This is a genomic window from Acinetobacter sp. 22301 (assembly GCF_052045285.1).
GTDB lineage: Bacteria > Pseudomonadota > Gammaproteobacteria > Pseudomonadales > Moraxellaceae > Acinetobacter > Acinetobacter pittii.
This window is the reverse complement of sequence record NZ_JBQEOR010000001.1, coordinates 597,000-617,348: the sequence shown is the minus strand read 5'-3', so window position 1 is coordinate 617,348 and position 20,349 is coordinate 597,000. Positions and strand designations below refer to the sequence as shown.

Here is a 20,349-nt window from a genome sequence, read left to right as displayed (position 1 = left end):
TAAGTATAATCAATGAATGGTTTCAAATCGTCTACAAAAGATCAGACGAACATAAAGCAAAATACTTTAAAAAACCACCTCATATCATTGAAAATTATTATAATTAATAATTTTAGCTTAAGCGTATGCTTAGCTCATCCTAAAAAGCAGTCTTTAATTTTTTAAAATTTATATTGAATCAAAGCTTCAATAAATTGAGTCGAAATATTTGAAATTTCAAAGTTCTTTTTATAAACAATTCCTACAGTCTTATGAATAGATTCATCCTTTAACTCAATGAGTACGTTATGTTCTTTATCAATGTGTTTAGCAAAATGCCTTGGAATTGCACTCACCCCAATTCCATAAGCCACAAAGCTTGAGAGTGATGAAATTTGATGACATTCAACTTTCAAATCGAGCGTTATATTATTTCGCAAACAATTCTGCTCAACCAAATATCGAACAATTGAAGGTTTTTGCAATGTCACGAATGGATTTGAACAAAGCTCTTGCCATGTAATAGAAGATGATTGAGCAAGTGGGTGAGTCTTTGGTAATAGAGCTAAGAAATCTTCTTCAAATAGTGGTTTGAACTCTAGGCCTTCGGTGAGATCAGGTTCAAAGCAGATACCAAGCTCAAAAATACCGTCTTGTACTTTTTCTATAATGGTCTCATTTGGAATATCTTGAATTGAAAAGTTCAAGTTGGGATGAAGTTCTAAAAATTGATGAATTACTTCAGGCAGAATCGCATGAGTCACGAAGGGCATTGAAGCGATACTTAAGGTTCCACGATTGAGCTTAAAACGTTGTTTAACATCGTTTTCCATTTCATCCCAATTGGCGAGTAATTTTTTAGCGTAGGGAATAAGGGATTTACCTTCTTGGGTAAGCTCAACACGGCGAGTATTACGGTTAAATAGTTTTCCGCCTAATTCTTCTTCTAAGCTTTTGATAGTAAGACTTAAAGCAGACTGGCTGAGATGTAGCTCTAATGATGCATTAGCATAGTTGAGTGTACGCGCAAGGGCTAAAAAAGCTTTTAATTGTTTAAGCGTCATTTCTATCCTTTAGATTGCCCAACTCATCTAGAAGGGTAATTTATACGAAAATTTGTCTAATATGATGTTTTTTTGACAAAAAAATAAAAATAAAGCAGGGGACAATAGGCTGAGCTACTTCAGTAAATTTTCCCAACAAAACTCATCTGTGTTATTAGCAAAGAATAGAGCCATTCCAACTACATGGAAAAACAAATAACCTAGCCAAATTGCTTGAGGAGCAACTTTTAAGCCTTCTAATAAAATAGTTGTTGAATAGATTGCTAACAAAAAGGTGAAGAGAATAATGTATGTAGCACTCGCTACAAATTTATATTTTGGTGCTAATTGAGGGATTTTATAACCAATCAAAATTTGCATACCGCAATTTATGATCAATGAAAGTATAGCTACAATGACTTGTGGCGTATTTAGGTATGTTAAAGAGAGTTGCGTAATTATGAAAATAATTTGCCACAGTACAAACATCCCCAAAGGGTATATTATAAATTTAATCCATATCATATTTTGTTTTCTTATCAAGATTTTATATTGTTATTCTATTGAATAATCTAAATTAAATAAATGCTATTTTTAAAAATAAAGAGTATAAATTTGTCCACCCCCATAAAGATAAAAAGATGAATAAAGCTAAAAATTAGACGTCAAAAAATTAAATGTGCATCCTTAATGAGTGAACGGCACTTTTATAATTTAGTTAGTAAGTATCCAAAAGAATATATTAATTTTTACTATTTTGAGATAAGGCTTTATAAAAATCATATGAAAGGTTTGAACATGTCATTGCCATTGGTTTTTGATTCATTTGAGTAAGGCCTAAATTGAATATTTTTTACTATCAATTAAACTATCATTTTGTATATAAATTACTGTAATTAGATGGCTACAACTACACATAGTTCAATATATATTTCACGTCCAAGTAATTACGAGGGAGATGGAACTGACGATAAAGAAGAATTTATTGAGACATGCAATATCCGTTTTAAAGATATGTTTAAAGATCAAAAATCAATCTCCACACTGTCTGAAATTGAAAAAAAATACTTTGAAAAGTGTGTTTCAGCTTCAAATGATAAATATGCTGCTGAGGAAGTTATTTATGATATTGGAGTTGGTTTTGCGGTACTAATTGTTTTGCTGGGTATAGGCTGGGGATTCTATGAGGCAAAAAAATCTTTAAATACCCCAATGATAATTAATCCCAAGGAAAACACTGAGAATGGTACCAATGGAGACCATATCACTAACGGAGTCATCATAGTCCTTTTTTCCATAATTATTGCTGCATTTATTTATCTAATTTTTAGTTTTGTTTCCGGAATATGGATATCAATTAAATATTAAAGTTTGCAGAGATGTATATGGGCTTGAAAAGGATAAGCCGATTAGTTCTAGTCTTGGTGTGGCAAAATAAGTAGAAGATAAGGTAAAGAAAATCACTATGGAGGTTGTGCAATCTTTTGTGGTCTCTATTGTAGGTATTGATGCATATCAAACATCTCATATTGGTTCAATCAGGTCTAGTGTGTATGGGGTAGGGCGCTATATGAACTGATAGTTTTTTATTTTCTGAACTGTTAAGTTTTAGTCATAATTAAAAGGAGTAATTTCATGAAAAAGATAATTTCATTAAGCTTAATTTTTTCATTAAGTGGATGTGTAAGCCCAACTACCCAAATGACTAATAATAAATTTAGCGAAATACAGCCTTCTATACCTTTAGTGTCAGGGGTATGGACGATTTCAATCGGCCCAAGCATATCAACCATAAAACTTGACGCAGATGGTAATGGAATACTTTGCGACGATACTAGTGGACATGTAGTATTCAATAAAGTTAAGTATTTTAATAATATAATTTATCTTCAAAATGGTATGGTTTTAGAAGTTAAGTTTCTTAACAAAGATATACTCGAAGCTAGAACAATTTTAAGTGCCTCTAATTCGAATATGATTTATAAAGCTGATAACGACTTAAAGGCAGCTTCACTAAAATGTGTTAAAGAAATATAGATACCACTTTATAAATTTGCTGCCATAAGGCCAAATAATCAACGGACCTTTTTCATCGCCCAGTCTGATACATCCATTTTTATCTGCTATAAGCTTTCCATGTGCTGAAGCCATCATTGAAATATTACTTTTCATATTGCTTGTAATAAGTATCGGTTGAATAGAAACCTCTTCATGGTTAGTTATAGTAGGCTTTACCATGCAAGATGTTAGGCTAAAAGCAGTTAAAGAAGCTAAGAGTTGAATTTTCATATAGGGCTTTTTTTATTTACTTTTTAGTAAGAGGTTCTATAAATTGATTGATAATAACGCCTTTACTTAGATCACATGTAGTATCAGGTTTAATTATCCATTTGTAGTTGTTCAAATTAATGGGATAAGCTTCTCCGCTGCCGTAAGCAATCGTGTCCCCATCTTTATATTCTTTTGAGTCAACAATTAAAAGATACTTATTGCTATCCCAATGAGCATCTTTAGTTGCAAAAATAGGAATCACTCGATCATTTGTATTCATTAAATAAACACAAGAGCCTTCAATCTTGATTTTTGCCTCACTATAGCTTGCATTATCAGCATTACCAGAGTAACCAATTTTTGGAACAATAACCTTATTTTGAGCCAGAGAAGTATCGGTACATCCATTAAGTAGGATGATCAATCCAGTTTGAAGAGTGAACAAAATATTTCTTTTATTCATAACTTATATACTAGTGAAAAGTCTAAATTATAAATTCTATCAGTAGACATGTAATAGTATTCATTACATTGTCTAACTCTAGTGACAGAAGTAGAAGTTATCTTTAATAAACAAGCGCCGTTTTCGAGTAAAGATGAGAATATTAAAAAACACGACTCTATATTTCTGTTCTAATCTTTTGATGATTAAGCTTCAAATTGCTTTATTCAAATAAAGATAAAAAATTATCTGCGCAATATTTCAAAAGAATAAGATGAATTATATTTATCAAATTAATTTAAAAAATATATTATTTAATTATCTTTATTAAATAATATAGAGATATTAATTTAATTTACTCAATAATTAAGAAGTTTTATTAAATAATAATAGTTTCTAAATAATTGAATTTTTCTAATGAAGCAACTTAACTATTTGTATTGCATGTATATTTTAAAATTTAAATAAATTGCATTGTTTTTAAATATTTTAGTGATATTTTATTTTTAAGCTCATTTACCTATTACCACTCATAGATACTGTGATTTTTATCATTTTAGGTTTGGGATAACCTAAATATCTTTTGGTAATTTTATTGAACCTAATATCTATTCTTTAGGGAGAAGGAATATATGTGGGAATTATTTGTAATTCTACTTTCGCTTGGGCTGTTGATGTATACAGCTTACAAGGGCTTTTCAGTCATTCTCATGGCACCAATTTGTGCCTTACTCGCTGTTCTTCTCATTAACCCTGCCAATGTCTTACCGTTTTATTCGGGTGTATTTATGCCCAAAATGGTGAACTTTATTAAAGATTACTTTCTTGTATTTTTACTCGGGGCAATTTTCGGTAAAGTCGTTGAAATGTCAGGAATTGCTGAGTCTATTGCACGAACTATTGTGAGATGGATTGGAGCAAAAAAAGCAATTTTAACCGTTATATTGTTAGGTGCAATTTTAACCTATAGCGGTGTAAGTTTATTTGTTGCTGTATTTGCCATTTATCCTTTTGCAAACCAGCTATTTAGACAAGCCAATATTCCAAAACGTTTAATTCCGGGGACCATCGCGCTTGGTGCATTTACATTTACCATGGATGCATTACCGGGTACGCCACAAATCCAGAACGTAATTCCAACTACATTCTTTGGCACCAATATTTATGCTGCACCATTTCTAGGAATTATTGGCGCTATTTTTGTTTTATGCATGGGTTTGGCTTACTTAGAATGGCGTCGCCGAGCTGCTGCAAAAGCAGGCGAAGGGTACTCTGGTTTTGGCGCAGACAATACACAGCCTCAAGAAATTGAAGCCGATATGAACTTACAAAATAACGGAAGTACGGCGCGTCAGTTTTTAGCTTTTGTACCTCTTATTCTTGTTGCTGTAATGAACAAATATTTGTCTAAAGCAATCAAAGAGTGGTATCCAAATGGTTTTGATTTTGCCGCAGTTGGATTAGCGGATTACACAGTGGATATTGCGAAAACTGGTGCGATCTGGGCGGTGGGCCTTGCGCTGATTGTTGGGATTATTTCTGCAATTTTATTTGATTATCAACGTGTAGTGACGAACTTCAAAGAGGGCATTAATGCCAGTATTGGTGGCTCACTTTTAGCAGTGATGAATACGGCTTCTGAGTATGGTTTCGGTGCAATTATTGCGTCATTACCGGGCTTTGCTCTGATTAGCCATGCAATGAGCAGTACCTTTACAAATCCATTAGTCAATGGGGCTGTGACCACAACCGTTTTAGCGGGTATTACCGGTTCAGCTTCAGGTGGTATGAGTATCGCTTTAAGTGCGATGGCTGAACAATATAACGCCGCGATTTTAGCTGCGGGTATTCCACCAGAAGTCATGCACCGTGTGGTTGCAATGGCATCGGGGGGAATGGATACACTCCCGCACAACGGCGCGGTAATTACTTTACTCGCTGTTACAGGTTTAACCCATAAACAATCATATAAAGATATTTTTGCAGTCACGGTAATTAAAACGTTAGCGGTATTTGTGGTCATTACGGTCTTTACCGTAACGGGTATTGTTTAAATCAGCACGTTATAAGTATTAAGGAGTAAATAAATGACAAAACTTTTAGACGGTAAGGTCGCTTTTATTACAGGTTCTGCAAGTGGTATCGGTCTAGAGATTGCTAAGAAATTTGCTCAAGAAGGTGCCAAAGTTGTTATTTCTGATATGAATGCCGAAAAGTGCCAAGAAACAGCGAACGCACTTAAAGAGCAAGGTTTTGATGCATTATCTGCACCATGCGATGTGACTGATGAAGATGCTTATAAACAAGCCATTGAGCTTACTCAAAAGACTTTTGGTACGGTTGATATCTTAATTAATAATGCTGGTTTCCAACACGTTTCATCTATTGAAGAGTTCCCAACTGCTGTTTTTCAAAAGTTGGTTCAGGTCATGTTAACTGGGGCGTTTATTGGGATTAAACATGTTTTTCCAATTATGAAAGCTCAAAAATATGGTCGTATTATTAATATGGCCTCAATTAATGGCTTGATTGGTTTCGCTGGAAAAGCAGGTTATAACAGTGCTAAACACGGCGTAATTGGCCTAACAAAAGTTGCGGCATTAGAATGTGCACGCGATGGTATTACGGTAAATGCTCTATGCCCGGGTTATGTAGATACACCATTGGTCCGTGGTCAAATTGCAGATTTGGCTAAAACCCGTAATGTGAGTTTAAACAGCGCACTTGAAGATGTAATTTTGGCAATGGTTCCTCAAAAGCGTTTGCTCTCTGTTGAAGAAATTGCTGACTATGCAATTTTCCTTGCGAGTAGCAAAGCAGGTGGGGTAACAGGCCAAGCTGTTATTATGGATGGTGGTTATACTGCCCAATAATTTAAATATTTTATAAAAGCCGCTTATTTAAAATAGGCGGTTTTTTTATTCGTTAAAAATTTATGATAGTCTGCTGTTCAAAATAATGATTTATCTCTACTCTATTTCTTTATAAAAAATCTAATAAAATAAGTTTATTAAAGTATGAAATTATACTTTAAAGGTATTTAACTTATTTCGATTTTTAAAATCTAATAGAGTATGAGAAAGTAATCTTTACTCTCTTTCTTGATTCGGTATTTTCAGGAAAATTCGTCAATTAAAGGATATTAATTGGCATACAAGTTGCTTTTTAAGCAATAAGTTATTTAGCTAGGTGAAAAGGATATGATATCACTCAGCCAACAGACGGAACTCAATCATTATTCACGCAAGGCTGAATTTGCGCAGAATCTGATGTCCACAATTTGTGGTGAACACCGTTTAGATACAATTTACAAAGACACTCTCGATTTTCACTATGACGGAATGCGTTTGCCTAATAAAAAAATGGCAATCGGTACAATCAGTTATGGTGCAAACGTTGCCATTAACATCTCAAATTTAAAAGCGTATAGCATTAGTTTGCCGATACAAGGTCGACAAGCTCTCAACATTCGTGGTGCTCATTATCAATCTGATGAAAACAGGGGCCTTATTGTTTCAAATAACGATCAGCAAGATTTGATTATCGATAAAGATTGCAGAAAATTTCAGGTGGTTATTCCTGAACGAAGTATGCAGATTGTCCTTGCGGATCTACTGAATAAACCCATAGAAACGCCTATTATTTTTAATCCTGAAATGCACTTAGACTCTGAGCAACTTATTGGTGCATGGTGGAAAAATATTCAGAATTTTGTACAGTTAAAATCGCAATATAGCAATTTTTATGGTTTGCAGATGTTGTCTGAAGACTATGAAAATTTTATAATTAAAGCGTTATTGTTGTCTCAAGAAAATAACTACTCTGAAGCCTTAAAGTTACTCTCACATCAGGATGAGCCAGCGTATATCCGTAAGGTTCGTAATTTTATTATTGAACATGCGCACGAAGAAATCTGTGCAGAAGATTTGCAACGTCTGGCTGGGGTTTCAAAATCAAAATTGTATGACGAATTTCAACAGTACTACGGCACCAGTCCAATGTCGTATTTAAAAAAATATCGTCTCCAACAAATTTATAAAATCTTGAGCACCACAGGAGCAGATAGAAAGGTTTCTATTTCAAAGCTTGCCTATGACTGGGGCTTTAACCATTTAAGTCGTTTTTCTCAAGAGTATCGTGAAGAATTTGGAGAAAATCCAAGTGAGACTAAAGGGAAAATTTTCTAATATTTAATTTTTCGCAATAAAAAACTGATTTAGGCAACTAAATCAGTTTTTTATTTATAGCCTAATATTTATAAACTTTCTTCGAGCTTTAACACTTGTTTGTTTTTAGATTTCTCATAAATCACTTTGAGACTAAGTGCAATAAATGAGATGAAAGTTGGTATTGCTAGAATAAAGAAAATACCGCTTAAGCTTAGGTTAAAAGTAAAAATGAGCGAGCCAAAGAAAGCGCCTAAAATTGCACCGATACGACCAATACCATGCATCCATGAAACGCCAACCGCACGACAGACCGCTGGATAGAATATAGCTGCAAGTGGCAGTAATGAAGACTGTGCACCAGCGAGTAAAGCACCAATTAAGAAGATAGTAAGACCTAACAAGAAAATATTTGAGCTTACTAGACCTGCGACAATGAATAGGGCGAAGGCAATTAGATATGAATATTTAATGACTGTGGTTGGGTTCAGTTTATCCATGTACCATCCCATAATGGTTGCACCAATCACACCACCAAAAGGGAAAATCGCGGCAATTAAACTAAACTGTTGGGTACTAAAACCAGCTGTTTTTAAAATCGTTGGCATCCAGCTTGTTAAAAGATAAAACACTAAAAGACTCGTAAAGCAGCAGAGCCAAAGCATACTTGAACCCCACAGATATTTTCCTAAAACCACTTTAACTGGATTTTCATCTGAAGCATTTTCTGCTTGAGTTAAAACAAGTTTTACTGGCTCTTGGAAGGAATGTCCTTGAATATTTTCTAATATACGCTGAGCTTTGTCTTGTTGATGACGTGTAATTAAGTATTGAGTTGATTCAGGTAATTTAAGCAATAAAGCAACCACTAAAATTAGGGGAATGCTTCCGCCAATAATAATCACTTTTGCCCAGCCATAGCTTTCTAATAGATAAGCTGACAACACACCGCCACAAGAAATACCCAGCATAAAACCACAGCCAGCAAGACCTGTAAGGAATGCTTTACGTTTTACAGGCATGTATTCAGAGACAATAGTACTGATGTTTGGCATGGCTGCGCCTAAACCAACACCTGTAATAAAGCGATAAATCATTAAGTCTTGGGTTGAATTGGCAAAGCCACACAAAATCGTAAATATGGAAAACAAAAGGCTGGTAAAAACAATAACGCCTTTACGGCCAAATTTATCGGCTAAAGGGCCAGAAATAATTGCACCGATCGACATGCCCACTAAAGCTGCACTTAAAACTGGGGCAAGCTGAGGCTTGGTAATTCCCCAATCATCGAGCAGTGCAGGGGCAATAAAACCGATAATTCCTGTGTCTAGACCATCACAGAAGAAGACAAAAAAGCCTAAGATAAAAACCATCCATTGTAATCGAGACAGTTTTTCGCGATTGATAATCGTGTTTGCATCTATCGTTTTCATACGTATTCCTTATTCATTAAAATTTTTTGCTGTAATTGACGAAGAAACGGTTTTCAGAGAAATCGTTTCCATGCTTAACGTCGTAATTGATGAAGATGTATTGAAGAGCTAAACCTTTGAGGAGTGGCTGTTGAAGGGCATAATTGACAATAATGTTTGCTTCACTTTCTTTATTTTTTAAGCCATCTGCTGTCTTAAAGTGATCGCCATATACATATTTGAAAGTGGTATTTAAACCAGGCACATAATCTTTAAAGTCATAGCCATAGATGAAGTGATAAGATTTTTCATCTTGTTTGAAGAAACCAGTCGTGTTCCAGTTAATGAAATAAGTTTCAGGCAAGAAACCATCTGGTAACGGGTAAGCAGACTCACCAATAATTTGCTGATAACCCACACCAAAGCTGTGATTTTTTACTTTAAGCGTTTCTAATAACCCTACGTTTTGTGCGTCAATGTCAAATAGATTTCCATTATCTTTAGCATTGAAATATTTGAATTTTGAATTAACTGAAAAATTAGCGTTTTTCCATATGTGGTCCATTCCCACATAATGTTTGTTATATAAATCCTCCATATTTCCAAAGTAATATTCACCCTTCAGCGTAGGCGTAAATTGATAGCGAAGATCTATATAGTTAAGGCCGTCGGAGTAACCAGTCATATCTTTTGAAGTAAAAGAAAATCGATGAAAGTCTTCTTCATTTCGCGGTGATACTTTTTCAATACGGCCAATTTCTGCAAAAAGCTTATCGTTTAGCTGACTTTTAAGATTAGTTCCCCAATAAGACGTTAGAAGTTGTCGACTTGCATCTACAGTGGTTACGGGTAAATCCAGCCATAATTCACCAATGCTGAGTAGTGTCTTGTTATAGCCTAACTTTAAAGTCGCGCCATATTTTAGATAATCAGGTGCTTGGGACTGCGTGGCTTTATCAAAAGGTAATACCGTATCTGCAACATGTTTATCTTGGCTTAAACGAACCGCATATTGTGCTGAAGCATTTGCGCCAATTTGAATCGGGGTTCCACCAATTTCTAACGGCGTATCATGCATATTTGAGTTGTAAAATAGAGAAACTGATTGTGACCAGCTACCTGTGTCTTTTACATCTGGATTGTCATAGTTTCTGTCTATATATGCATTTTTTGATGTAAATTTCCATTCTTCATCCGCTGAATAAGCCTGAGTAGAAAATGCACTGCAACATAAAATATTGATGAGCATTAACGTTTTTTGTTGTCCATAAATTGGCCATGGTCTATGCATAAATAAACGCCTTAATTTAGAAAATGACTGGGCTTTTTTTATGTAATCAAACGAATTACATGACTTGATTGAACTATTTTTAGCCAATCGTCACTATCCAATAAGTCCTAATCTTCATCCATTTTTTCCAAATTAGATAAAAATCATTCATTTCCATTTTTAATTTAAAGTTTTGAAATATAGGTGTTTCTTTGTTTTTAATTTTTTATCCAGTTTGATTGATTTTGATAATTGCGCAGAGATTGGATAGTGCTTGCAGCTTTTGGACAGTCTAAAAAAAAATTCAGATAGAAGATAAAGCCATAACAATGTCAGGAGTTGACACTATGGCTGGTCAAACCATTCAAATTAAAACTGCATCTGGAAAGCAGTTCAGTGCATATCTAGCGACACCAGAAACAGGAAAAGGACCTGGGGTGGTCCTTTGTCAGGAAATCTTTGGGGTTAATGCAGCCATGCGAGAAAAAGCAGAATTTCTTGCAGAAGAAGGCTATACCGTTTTAGTTCCTGATCTATTTTGGCGTGTAGCACCTAATATTGAACTCGGTTATACACCAGATGACTTTCAAAATGCTTTTGAACTTTATCAGCAATATGATGAAAACCTCGGTGTTGAAGATATTCAAGACAGCTTAGCTTTTTTAAAGACACGACCAGAATGTGATACCTCTATAGGTCTCGGCGTAGTGGGCTATTGCTTAGGTGGAAAGCTTGCGTATCTTTCAGGCTGTCGACTTTCTGAAGTGGCATGTGCCGTAGGTTATTACGGTGTAGGCATTGAAAAAGCCTTAGATGAGTTAGCCAACGTAAAGGGGCGTTTGGTTTTACATATTGCAGAACTGGACCAATTTACACCGCCAGATGCGAGGCAAGCGATTGTCGATGCAGTTAACCAATATTCAAATGTACAAGCTTATGTTTATGAAGGTGTTGATCATGCTTTTGCACGACCAAAAAGCAACCATTACCACAAACCTTCAGCGCGCTTTGCCCATGAACGTACAGTAACAGCTCTACATGAAACGATTGGGCCGAAATATGACCTAGTTGCACTATGGGAAGAGCATATTCGGCATGAGTTTGATACGCGTGATGTGCCAGCAACCATGGCAACAATGGTCGCAGAACCGTATGTGAACCATATTCCAACTTTAACTGGTGGTGTAGGCCAAAGCCAACTTGCGCGTTTTTATCAATATCACTTTGTCCATCAAAACCCGAAAGATATGAAGATCACCTCGATCTCTCGTACGGTTGGCTCAACGCAAGTGGTAGACGAGTTCATTATGAGCTTTACACACGACGCTGAAATTGACTGGTTATTACCGGGTGTAAAACCGACTGGTAAATATGTCGAGATTCCAATGTTAGGTGTAATTCAGTTCAGAGGTTCAAAGCTATGCCATGAGCATATTTACTGGGACCAAGCATCTGTACTTGTTCAAATTGGTTTATTAAACCCAACAGGCTTACCAGTTGCAGGTGTCGAGACAGCAAGAAAACTTCTTGATGAAGATCTTCCTTCAAATACGTTGATGCCATCTTGGTCAAGTAGTGAAGGCAAACCAGTCAATTAAGGAGTATCTGCAATGAATATAGATTTAAAAGGAAAAGTCGCTGTAGTGAGCGGCGGTGCAACACTCATTGGTAAAGCTGTTGTACAAGCTTTGGTAAGTGCAGGTGCTCATGTCGCTATCTTAGATATTGATGGCAAAGGCAAAGCGATTGCAGAAAGCTTTAACCATGACGTGATGTTTATTCAAACCGATTTAACCAGCGATGCGGCTATTCAACAAGCCGTGGCGGATATTCACCAACATTTAGGTGAAGTGAGTTATTTGGTGAATTTGGCATGTACCTACTTAGATGATGGTTTTAAATCTTCACGTCAGGACTGGTTACAAGCACTCGATATTAATTTGGTCTCAACAGTTGAGCTGAGCCGTGCTTTATACCATGACCTAAAAAAGCAGCAAGGTTCAATCGTTAATTTTACTTCAATCTCGGCCAAAGTAGCACAAACAGGGCGCTGGTTATATCCGGTTTCTAAAGCCGCGATACGTCAACTCACACAAAGCATGGCAATGGATTTTGCTGCCGACGGTATTCGCGTCAACTCCGTTTCACCGGGTTGGACATGGTCGCGAGTCATTGCAGAAGTCAGTGGTAATAACCGTGAAAAGGCCGATAGCGTGGCAGCCGATTATCACTTACTAGGCCGATTGGGTCATCCCGAAGAAGTCGCCAACGTGGTTTTGTTTTTAGTGTCACCCGCTGCGAGTTTTGTCACCGGAGCAGATTATGCGGTCGATGGCGGATATTCAGTGATGGGCCCTGAAGGATCACAGCCCGCTATTCCACGTTTAGCTGAATAGCACAGCGTTTTAAAAGCACATTTAAAAAATTATGGAGAAGATTATGCGCCATATTGCAATTGTTGGAGCAGGACAGTCTGGTTTACAGCTTGGTTTGGGCTTATTAGATACAGGTTACGACGTAACCATGATCACCAACCGAACTGCCGAGGAAATTCGTCAAGGTAAAGTCATGTCAAGCCAGTGTATGTTTCATACCGCTTTACAAACTGAACGTGACTTGGGACTAAATTTTTGGGAAGAACAATGCCCAGCGGTAGAAGGCATTGGGCTAGCTTTAGTTAACCCTGAAAATGGTGGTAAAGCATTTGAATGGAGTGCTCGTCTTGAACGCTACGCTCAATCGGTCGATCAACGCGTCAAAATGCCATATTGGATGGAAGAATTTGAACGCCGTGGCGGTCGATTAGTGATTCAGGATGTGGGAATAGACGAGTTAGAACAACTCGCAAACGACTACGAACTTGTATTACTCGCGGCTGGTAAAGGTGAAGTCGTTAAACAGTTTGAACGTGATGATGCACGTAGTGTTTTTGAGAAACCACAGCGCGCCTTGGCTTTGACCTACGTCAAAAACATGAAGCCAATTTCACCTTATTCACGTGTGACTTTTAACATTATTCCTGAAGTAGGCGAGTACTTTTCATTTCCAGCACTTACCGTGAATGGTCCTTGCGACATTATGGTGTTTGAAGGTATTCCAAACGGTCCAATGGACTGCTGGCAAGATGTCAAAACACCTGAACAGCATCTGCAATGCAGTTTGGATTTACTCAAGAAATTTGTGCCTTGGGAATATGAACGCTGCGCAAATGTTGAGTTAACCGATGCTGGTGGATCTTTAGCAGGACGTTTCCCACCGACAGTACGTAAACCGGTTTTAACCTTACCGTCTGGCAAGAAAATTTTTGGTATGGCAGATGCCTTGGTGGTGAATGACCCGATTACTGGTCAAGGCTCAAACAACGCTGCTAAGTGTAGCAAAATCTATTTCGATGCCATTTTAGCCAATGATAATCAAAGTTTTAGCGAACAATGGATGGTTCAAACTTTTGAACGTTATTGGGCTTATGCAGAAAAAGTCGTGGCTTGGACCAATAGCCTGTTAGTTCCACCACAGCCCCATGTTGTTGAGCTATTAGCAGCCGCAAGCCAAAACCAGAGCATTGCTTCAATTATAGCCAATAACTTTGATGACCCGCGCTCTTTTGCCCCTTGGTGGTTTGATGCAGATCAAGCTCAAGTATTCTTGGCTTCAAAAACCACAGCAAAAGTGGCCTAAGGTCAAAATATCAAGGGAGATTTAAAAATGGACACAATTGAAACTTTAGCTTTGCGAGCGATTAATGCTGAAAACCCAAGAGAAATTCGTAATTTACTTGGACAGTTTGCAACTGGCGTTACCGTGATTACCACTCGTGGTAAAGATGGCCGGAAAATAGGAATGACAGCCAATTCATTTTCATCGCTGTCTTTAGATCCGCCATTAATTTTGTGGAGTCTTTCAAAAACAGCGCCAAGTTTGTCAGATTTTGTAGAGGCTGAATATTTTGCCATTCACATGTTGGCACAGGAGCATCACCAGCTTTCGGGACATTTTGCTCGAGGTGCTGAAGATAAATTTGCAGGCATTGCCCATCAACAATGCAATGCTGGCGTTCCAATTTTGACGGATGCGCTCGCAACCTTGGTTTGCCGCAATGTCAATCAATATGAAGGTGGAGATCACCTGATTTTTATTGGTCAAATTGAACAATACCAACAACGCCAAGGTGAACCATTGGTATTCCACGCAGGAAAGTATCGGATTGCCGCTGAGCATCCAGAATTAGCACATTAATTCACCACAATCACGATCAATCCGGTCGTGATTTTTTATAGGAAATAAGAAGATGAAAAGCACTTTAATTAAACATGGATTTTTAGCAGGGACATTGTTGGGTTTGCCATTAGTTTCTCATGCCTATGATTTACCGACCGTAAACTTAGGTATGACCAGCTTTCTCGATGGCGGTTTACCTGCAGGGCCTGGCTGGTATGCTCAAACTTACTTTCAAAATTACGATAGTAATAAACTGGTCGATGCCAATGGACAAAAATTAGGTTTACCTAAAACAGATTTAAATTATCAAGTACTGGTTGAACAGATTAGTTATTTATCGAATGTCCGAGTAAAAGATAAAGCCAGTTTAGGTATAAATTTTTTAATTCCTTTTGTTAGCAAAATGGACATAGATGATGGCTTGAATAATGCTGCTATTAAGGCCCAAAGTGGCTTGGGGGACATTATGATTGGACCTTTTATTCAGTTCGATCCAGTCATGGGTGCACAAGGACCGAAGTTTGTACATCGTTTTGAATTTCAGGTGAATTTACCTACTGGCGAATACGATCAACAAAAAGATATTAACCCAAGTAATAATGCTGTTTCATTTGATCCTTATTGGGCTGCCACATATTGGTTTAATCCCAAATGGACTGCTTCAACACGCATCCATTATCTCTACAACTTTAAAAATGATAACCCGAGCTATGCGTTTGCTGGAGCAAATGATATGCAAGCTGGGCAAGCAATTCATGCAAACTTCGCAACAGACTATGCTATTACTGAACAGTTTCGCTTAGGACTGAATGGTTATTGGCTAAAACAAGTCACTGATACCGAAGTCGATGGTGAAAAAGTCAAAGGTCGACGTGAACAAGTTTGGGCAATTGGTCCTGGTGCGATGTACAGTTTTTCTAAAAATGATCATTTGGTTGCAAATGCATATTTTGAGCAAGATGCTGAAAACCGCCCAGAGGGAACACGACTACAAGTTCGTTATGTCCATCATTTTTAAATTATAAAAAAAGCCTTTTATATCAATCAATATAAAAGGCTTTCGTCTATTTTAAACTTAAGAAAAAATTGAAGTAATTAAGCCTGAACCTTCACTGTGACCAGATCGACGAGTAGACGAAGGTAATTCCCCATAGCGGCGTTTATATTCTTGAGAAAAACGGCCTAAGTGAGTAAATCCCCATTTAAATGCAACGTCTGTGACCGATAGATTTTCATTATGCATGAGTTCTAAATGAGCTTGTTCAAAGCGTAATTCCTTTAGATAAGACATTGGGGTTGTCCCCAAATAATTTTTAAAACCGGTAAATAGGGTTCTCACACTCACGCCTGCATGTTCAGCCAAAATTTCGACATTAAGTGGCTCATGTAAATGTTCTTTTATATAAGCTTCTGTACGCTTCACAAAATAAGGAGAGACTGTTTTTTCTTTATACTGATCTATTTTATGTAATGCATTATTCGGTTGACCATAAATGAGCGCATTAAACAAATTTGACTCAAACTGTTTAAAAGCTAAAGGATGATGGAGTGGATGTTGCTCACATGCTAAAGCATCCATTAATGTTCTAACCAGCTGCAAAAAATAGGCTCCACTTTGTGTAGAAAAGTCTAATTTTGGGTCAAAAATGAGTAAGTTGTTTTCTGAATCGGCAATGTGTTGGCGACAATGGTAAGTAAAATCATTCTTTGACACTTTTAAAATGAGCTGCGGTGAGTTCGCATGCCAGCGCATACGTAAAGATTGCTGAGGAGAAATAAGAGAAGCAACTTGAGAATAAGAAATAAACTTTTGTGAACCAAACTCGATTTCTGCGTAGCCTTGAGTTGGAATTTGAATGAGGTAAAAGCTATCAAGGTGATCTGGTTCAATAATGACATCCGCACCATATTCCAAGCGACTAATAGACAGTGCGCCTGTTTTAACATGGTGCATGGTTGCACTGAAATCTCGCTTCTGCTGAGAGATTTTAAGATCATGCGGTTTAAAAATCTGCCCGACATTTCGGCAGGTTTCGCTTAAATCGTGATGATCAAACAATAGATTATGATTGGTAAAGATAGACTCATTTTGAAAATGACGCCCACTGAGTTCTGGGGAGTTGGCTTGGTTCATATTTATCCCTTTTGGCTCACTCCTGTATTTACTTGTATTGCAAAAGCCTTAAAACTTCGCTGCACAGCAAGTAAATACGGCACTTAAAAAATTAAGTTACTCGCAAATTACAATGAGATATAAGCAAAATACAGACCAATTTATCCGCTAATTAATGTGATTTTCTCAAATTTTTACTTCGGATTTTGTCCATCAATTTAATACATTCGAGAAATAGAATAGGGGGATATAAAAGGTGCTATAAGTTAATCTCATCATGATCTTATTCCTTAAGATCTACCAAAATTTATAGCAAATCCGAGTGAGCTGGTCAATTTATTTTGTCGGAATTAATTATTTTATATTATTGATATATAAAAACTTTTAATTTAAATGCAAAAATTCAATATACCCCTTATAAGAGTATATTGAATGATTTCAGGTTTAGTGGTTTTTAAATTATTTATACTTCAACGTGATGTATTGCTCTGTAAAAACTTCTCGCTATAAATACGATAGTTTTGCAAAGATTGTTCATCTAACCAATTTTTAACAGCTTCAATCATTGGCGGTGGACCACATAAATACATATCAAAAGCCTGCTCGGCCAGTTGATCTTTATTTAAGTGCTCATGAATATAGCCCGCTTTACCTTGCCAAGCTTCGGTTGCTTTAGTCACAATCGGGTGATAGCTAAAGTTGGGTAGCTGTTCAGCATAGGCATGTAACCGCTGTTGTTCACACAAGTCAGTTTCATTATTTACGCCATAATACAACTGAACAGCAGGTGAGTTAGGCTGATCAACCAAGTTATCAAGCATACCTAAAAATGCAGATAAACCTGTTCCACCTGCTACAAAAACCAGTGGTCGCTCTACTTCACGTAAATAGAAACTACCCAAAGGGGCTTCAATGAGTAGGGTTTGTCCAACCTGACAACGATCACGCAAATAATTACTCATCACACCGTCTGGCAAGAGACGAATGAGAAATTGCAATTGATTGGTTGCATTTGGTCTATTTGCAAAAGAATAAGAACGCCAATCTTCAGTATCTGGAATTTGCAAACGAGCATATTGACCCGGTAAAAACTGAAGCTGTTCAGCATGACTGCTCGCATCAAGATGTAAAATTGCTGTCGTTTCAGAAACCAGCTCAACTGCAATCACTTTGGTTTCAATTTTTAAAGTATCACCAGCGTTACAGATAGCAGAATCATGATCGAAATAAAAAGCAGCATCGGATTTCACACGCGTCTGGCAAGCTAACATTTTACGCTCAGCCAAATCACGCTCACTTAATGCATCTTCATCAACATATTCTTGTTCATAAATACCAGTTTCACACTGACCCTGACAGGTACCACAAACACCTTCACGACAGTCTAGCGGTAGGTTAATTCCTTGGCGAACTGCTGCATCAAGCAACAATTCGTCGTTATTTACCGAAATGAAAAAGGTTTTGCCATCGGCAAAGTTAAGTGCAACTGAATGTCCCATTTTCATTCCCCTTAAACGTGATAGAAGTCTAAAACGGAATCAATTTTGTCATTCAGCAAAATGCTGTGCTGACGACGAATGCGGAAACCATCTGCTGTTTGGCGTAAAAGATAAGTAGCGTGTCCGTAAAAACAGCCATCTAAACCTTGACGGTTATAAAGCGTTTGCCATGCAACTTTTGCTTCGATAAGACCATCTTCCAGTGTTTTAACTCGAATGTTGTTTATGCTGTGCAAAGTACGTGGTAACGGCGTTGCAGAGGCTGCTTTTCCGGTACGAATACGGAATACACGGTCTTCAAGGCCTGTACGGTCCGCATAATAAATATAAGACAAGCCCTGATTTGGATCTTGAACATAGCTATGGTCATCAATCCACTGTGGAATATGATATTCACTATCTTCATCGTAAAGCTCTAGGTAGGCATCCCAGTCATAAGCATCACAAAGCTCTGCTTTTTTGTACAAAAACTGAGATACAGCAAAATGTAGTTCTTGTGACATGGTTACACCTCATCCATTACGGCATTGTTTTCAAAAGTAATATCCTGCATTTTCAATGCTTTTTTATTTAAGCCATCGAGCATGAGACGTTGCCAATGTCCATGCTGGTTTACATAAAGTCCTTCATGGGTAAACTCACGGCCAGTAATGACGGGTTGAATGCCTAAATCTTGTGAATTTTTGGTCGCGCCATATTCCCAAGACTGACAGCCACGAGAAATATCGCTCCAACGTTCAAGACGTGCCTGAAAACCTTTTTGCTGTTCACGGAATTCAACTAAATCGTCTGGTGTACCAAGGCCTGATACGTTAAAGAAATCTTCAAACTGGCGAATACGGTTACGGCGTGCTTCAGCAGATTCACCTTTAACACCAATACATTGGCTAATGACTTCAGTTTTATTCCATGCCACAGGGCGAACAATACGAAGCTGTGAACTAATTTGGTCCATAAAGAAGAGGCTAGGGTACAAGTTTAAGTTTCTTAAACGGTGCATTGCCCATTCAGCATATTTTTCACCATATTTTTCGACCATATACGGCATAACTGTGCTGTAGCCCGGACGAACAGTTGGGTTCGGCATGTCACTAAATAATACGCTATGGCCATTTTTGAAACTAAACCAACCATCGTCAGTTTCTGAGTCACCAGCCCCTAATTTGCTATAGTCAAGCGTATCGAGTTCTTCACCTTTTGATGCATTGACTTGTTGACGGTGTTGGACTGTAGAGACATAGTTATAGTGAACAGTACTTACATGGTAACCATCTAGGCCATTTTCATTTTGTAGCTTCCAGTTACCTGCAAAGGTATAAGATGACTTGCCTTGAAGTACTTCGAGTTCACCTGTTGGAGACTGGTTAACCATTAAATCAAGAAACAGTTTTGCATCGCCCAAAAAGTCTTCTAGAGAATCTGTTGCTTGAGTATCAAGGCTTACAAATACAAATCCTCGATAACTAGCAATACGGCCTTGTTTTAAGCCACGGCTTGATTTATCAAAATCTTCACAGTATTCCCCAGGTGCTTTTACTTTAACTAAACGGCCATCTGACTTATAACACCAAGCATGGAACGGACAAGTAAATGTAGATTGGTTGCCTTTTGCAACACGTGTTAAGGTCGCACCGCGGTGTTCACAAGCATTGACCATGGCATGTAGTTCGCCTTTACCATCACGGCTCACAATAATCGGCTGACGGCCAATTTGAACGGTTAGGAAATCATGATTGTTTGGAATCTCACTTTCGTGACATGCATAAATCCAAACCTTTTCAAAAATAAGTTCCATTTCCAAGTCAAATAGTTCAGGCTCAGTAAACATATTACGTGCAATACGAAACACGCCATCATTAGGACGGAAGTCGATACATCCATCTATAAAATCATTCCATTGTTTTAAATTAGATGAGGTCATTGCTCAATCCTCCAA

20 protein-coding genes and 1 pseudogene are annotated in these 20,349 nt (G+C 37.3%); 12 read left to right on the top strand and 9 right to left on the bottom strand.

All coding sequences use genetic code 11. The annotated features are described in order from the left end of the window. Window positions 1-161: 161 nt before the first annotated feature. Complete coding sequence (locus tag ACTJJH_RS02845) at window positions 162-1,043, bottom strand: LysR family transcriptional regulator (RefSeq protein WP_002113536.1); 882 nt, start codon at window positions 1,041-1,043, stop codon at window positions 162-164. A gap of 114 nt (window positions 1,044-1,157) precedes the next feature. Then, on the bottom strand, window positions 1,158-1,547 hold the full coding sequence (locus ACTJJH_RS02840) for a hypothetical protein (RefSeq protein ID WP_025468408.1): 390 nt from the start codon (window positions 1,545-1,547) through the stop codon (window positions 1,158-1,160). 489 nt (window positions 1,548-2,036) lie between these two features. Here ACTJJH_RS02840 and ACTJJH_RS02835 point away from each other — a divergent pair, with 489 nt between their 5' ends. The 3 genes from ACTJJH_RS02835 (at window position 2,037) to ACTJJH_RS02825 (ending at window position 3,059) form a co-directional block, all read left to right on the top strand. Further along, on the top strand, window positions 2,037-2,390 hold the full coding sequence (locus tag ACTJJH_RS02835; RefSeq protein ID WP_078225433.1) for a hypothetical protein: 354 nt from the start codon (window positions 2,037-2,039) through the stop codon (window positions 2,388-2,390). Between the two features lie 97 nt (window positions 2,391-2,487). Then, window positions 2,488-2,601: a hypothetical protein gene (locus tag ACTJJH_RS02830; RefSeq protein WP_014206701.1), complete on the top strand. Its 114-nt coding sequence runs from the start codon at window positions 2,488-2,490 to the stop codon at window positions 2,599-2,601. 56 nt (window positions 2,602-2,657) lie between these two features. Continuing rightward, complete coding sequence (locus ACTJJH_RS02825; RefSeq protein ID WP_017403212.1) at window positions 2,658-3,059, top strand: J517_1871 family lipoprotein; 402 nt, start codon at window positions 2,658-2,660, stop codon at window positions 3,057-3,059. A 268-nt stretch (window positions 3,060-3,327) separates the two neighbouring features. On the opposite strand, the gene ACTJJH_RS02820 is transcribed toward ACTJJH_RS02825, so the two are convergent. Continuing rightward, a complete protein-coding gene (locus ACTJJH_RS02820; RefSeq protein WP_017481173.1) occupies window positions 3,328-3,756 on the bottom strand; it encodes a hypothetical protein in 429 nt (142 codons plus the stop codon). Window positions 3,757-3,837: 81 nt separating this feature from the next. Here ACTJJH_RS02820 and ACTJJH_RS02815 point away from each other — a divergent pair. The 4 genes and pseudogenes from ACTJJH_RS02815 (at window position 3,838) to ACTJJH_RS02800 (ending at window position 7,922) form a co-directional block, all read left to right on the top strand. Then, a pseudogene (locus ACTJJH_RS02815) lies at window positions 3,838-3,970 on the top strand (hypothetical protein). Between the two features lie 397 nt (window positions 3,971-4,367). Next, complete coding sequence (locus ACTJJH_RS02810; RefSeq protein ID WP_440600708.1) at window positions 4,368-5,789, top strand: GntP family permease; 1,422 nt, start codon at window positions 4,368-4,370, stop codon at window positions 5,787-5,789. 33 nt (window positions 5,790-5,822) lie between these two features. Then, a complete protein-coding gene (locus ACTJJH_RS02805; RefSeq protein ID WP_440600707.1) occupies window positions 5,823-6,608 on the top strand; it encodes a 3-hydroxybutyrate dehydrogenase in 786 nt (261 codons plus the stop codon). Between the two features lie 327 nt (window positions 6,609-6,935). Continuing rightward, a complete protein-coding gene (locus ACTJJH_RS02800) occupies window positions 6,936-7,922 on the top strand; it encodes an AraC family transcriptional regulator (RefSeq protein ID WP_440600706.1) in 987 nt (328 codons plus the stop codon). 68 nt (window positions 7,923-7,990) lie between these two features. Here ACTJJH_RS02800 and ACTJJH_RS02795 read toward each other — a convergent pair whose 3' ends face one another. Together ACTJJH_RS02795 and ACTJJH_RS02790 are read right to left on the bottom strand one after the other, a co-directional pair. Further along, window positions 7,991-9,334 carry an MFS transporter gene (locus tag ACTJJH_RS02795; RefSeq protein WP_440600705.1) on the bottom strand — a complete coding sequence of 448 codons (1,344 nt, stop codon included), beginning with the start codon at window positions 9,332-9,334 and terminating at the stop codon, window positions 7,991-7,993. Between the two features lie 16 nt (window positions 9,335-9,350). Then, a complete protein-coding gene (locus ACTJJH_RS02790; protein WP_440600783.1) occupies window positions 9,351-10,562 on the bottom strand; it encodes an OprD family outer membrane porin in 1,212 nt (403 codons plus the stop codon). 368 nt (window positions 10,563-10,930) lie between these two features. On the opposite strand from ACTJJH_RS02790, the gene ACTJJH_RS02785 reads away from it, so the two are divergent. Genes ACTJJH_RS02785 through ACTJJH_RS02765 form a run of 5 tightly spaced genes read left to right on the top strand, consistent with a single transcriptional unit; the run spans window position 10,931 to window position 15,819 of the window. Continuing rightward, window positions 10,931-12,181, top strand: a complete 1,251-nt coding sequence (locus ACTJJH_RS02785; RefSeq protein WP_440600704.1) for a dienelactone hydrolase family protein — start codon at window positions 10,931-10,933, stop codon at window positions 12,179-12,181. A gap of 12 nt (window positions 12,182-12,193) precedes the next feature. Then, complete coding sequence (locus ACTJJH_RS02780; protein ID WP_130625480.1) at window positions 12,194-12,979, top strand: SDR family oxidoreductase; 786 nt, start codon at window positions 12,194-12,196, stop codon at window positions 12,977-12,979. Between the two features lie 43 nt (window positions 12,980-13,022). Beyond that, window positions 13,023-14,261, top strand: coding sequence for a styrene monooxygenase/indole monooxygenase family protein (locus tag ACTJJH_RS02775; protein ID WP_440600703.1), 1,239 nt, complete (start codon window positions 13,023-13,025; stop codon window positions 14,259-14,261). Between the two features lie 27 nt (window positions 14,262-14,288). Then, window positions 14,289-14,819, top strand: coding sequence for a flavin reductase family protein (locus ACTJJH_RS02770; RefSeq protein WP_440600702.1), 531 nt, complete (start codon window positions 14,289-14,291; stop codon window positions 14,817-14,819). Window positions 14,820-14,871: 52 nt separating this feature from the next. Continuing rightward, entirely contained in the window at window positions 14,872-15,819 is a 948-nt protein-coding gene (locus ACTJJH_RS02765; RefSeq protein ID WP_440600701.1) for a SphA family protein, read from the top strand. A 57-nt stretch (window positions 15,820-15,876) separates the two neighbouring features. Here ACTJJH_RS02765 and ACTJJH_RS02760 read toward each other — a convergent pair whose 3' ends face one another. The 4 genes from ACTJJH_RS02760 to antA form a co-directional block, all read right to left on the bottom strand. After that, window positions 15,877-16,935 carry an AraC family transcriptional regulator gene (locus ACTJJH_RS02760; protein WP_440600700.1) on the bottom strand — a complete coding sequence of 353 codons (1,059 nt, stop codon included), beginning with the start codon at window positions 16,933-16,935 and terminating at the stop codon, window positions 15,877-15,879. Between the two features lie 449 nt (window positions 16,936-17,384). Further along, window positions 17,385-18,419, bottom strand: a complete 1,035-nt coding sequence (gene antC / locus ACTJJH_RS02755) for an anthranilate 1,2-dioxygenase electron transfer component AntC (protein ID WP_440600699.1) — start codon at window positions 18,417-18,419, stop codon at window positions 17,385-17,387. Between the two features lie 5 nt (window positions 18,420-18,424). Beyond that, window positions 18,425-18,916, bottom strand: coding sequence for an anthranilate 1,2-dioxygenase small subunit (gene antB / locus ACTJJH_RS02750; protein WP_440600698.1), 492 nt, complete (start codon window positions 18,914-18,916; stop codon window positions 18,425-18,427). A 2-nt stretch (window positions 18,917-18,918) separates the two neighbouring features. After that, window positions 18,919-20,334 (bottom strand): anthranilate 1,2-dioxygenase large subunit, encoded by a 1,416-nt coding sequence (antA, locus tag ACTJJH_RS02745; RefSeq protein ID WP_206221529.1) that lies wholly within the window; start codon window positions 20,332-20,334, stop codon window positions 18,919-18,921. Window positions 20,335-20,349: the final 15 nt, after the last annotated feature.

Bases quoted from the DNA above. Each gene is read 5' to 3' on its own strand.
- ACTJJH_RS02845 (WP_002113536.1), bottom strand. From the start codon at position 1,043: ATGACGCTTAAACAATTAAAAGCTTTTTTAGCCCTTGCGCGTACACTC.
- ACTJJH_RS02840 (WP_025468408.1), bottom strand. From the start codon at position 1,547: ATGATATGGATTAAATTTATAATATACCCTTTGGGGATGTTTGTACTG.
- ACTJJH_RS02835 (WP_078225433.1), top strand. From the start codon at position 2,037: ATGTTTAAAGATCAAAAATCAATCTCCACACTGTCTGAAATTGAAAAA.
- ACTJJH_RS02830 (WP_014206701.1), top strand. From the start codon at position 2,488: ATGGAGGTTGTGCAATCTTTTGTGGTCTCTATTGTAGGTATTGATGCA.
- ACTJJH_RS02825 (WP_017403212.1), top strand. From the start codon at position 2,658: ATGAAAAAGATAATTTCATTAAGCTTAATTTTTTCATTAAGTGGATGT.
- ACTJJH_RS02820 (WP_017481173.1), bottom strand. From the start codon at position 3,756: ATGAATAAAAGAAATATTTTGTTCACTCTTCAAACTGGATTGATCATC.
- ACTJJH_RS02810 (WP_440600708.1), top strand. From the start codon at position 4,368: ATGTGGGAATTATTTGTAATTCTACTTTCGCTTGGGCTGTTGATGTAT.
- ACTJJH_RS02805 (WP_440600707.1), top strand. From the start codon at position 5,823: ATGACAAAACTTTTAGACGGTAAGGTCGCTTTTATTACAGGTTCTGCA.
- ACTJJH_RS02800 (WP_440600706.1), top strand. From the start codon at position 6,936: ATGATATCACTCAGCCAACAGACGGAACTCAATCATTATTCACGCAAG.
- ACTJJH_RS02795 (WP_440600705.1), bottom strand. From the start codon at position 9,334: ATGAAAACGATAGATGCAAACACGATTATCAATCGCGAAAAACTGTCT.
- ACTJJH_RS02790 (WP_440600783.1), bottom strand. From the start codon at position 10,562: ATGCTCATCAATATTTTATGTTGCAGTGCATTTTCTACTCAGGCTTAT.
- ACTJJH_RS02785 (WP_440600704.1), top strand. From the start codon at position 10,931: ATGGCTGGTCAAACCATTCAAATTAAAACTGCATCTGGAAAGCAGTTC.
- ACTJJH_RS02780 (WP_130625480.1), top strand. From the start codon at position 12,194: ATGAATATAGATTTAAAAGGAAAAGTCGCTGTAGTGAGCGGCGGTGCA.
- ACTJJH_RS02775 (WP_440600703.1), top strand. From the start codon at position 13,023: ATGCGCCATATTGCAATTGTTGGAGCAGGACAGTCTGGTTTACAGCTT.
- ACTJJH_RS02770 (WP_440600702.1), top strand. From the start codon at position 14,289: ATGGACACAATTGAAACTTTAGCTTTGCGAGCGATTAATGCTGAAAAC.
- ACTJJH_RS02765 (WP_440600701.1), top strand. From the start codon at position 14,872: ATGAAAAGCACTTTAATTAAACATGGATTTTTAGCAGGGACATTGTTG.
- ACTJJH_RS02760 (WP_440600700.1), bottom strand. From the start codon at position 16,935: ATGAACCAAGCCAACTCCCCAGAACTCAGTGGGCGTCATTTTCAAAAT.
- antC (WP_440600699.1), bottom strand. From the start codon at position 18,419: ATGAAAATGGGACATTCAGTTGCACTTAACTTTGCCGATGGCAAAACC.
- antB (WP_440600698.1), bottom strand. From the start codon at position 18,916: ATGTCACAAGAACTACATTTTGCTGTATCTCAGTTTTTGTACAAAAAA.
- antA (WP_206221529.1), bottom strand. From the start codon at position 20,334: ATGACCTCATCTAATTTAAAACAATGGAATGATTTTATAGATGGATGT.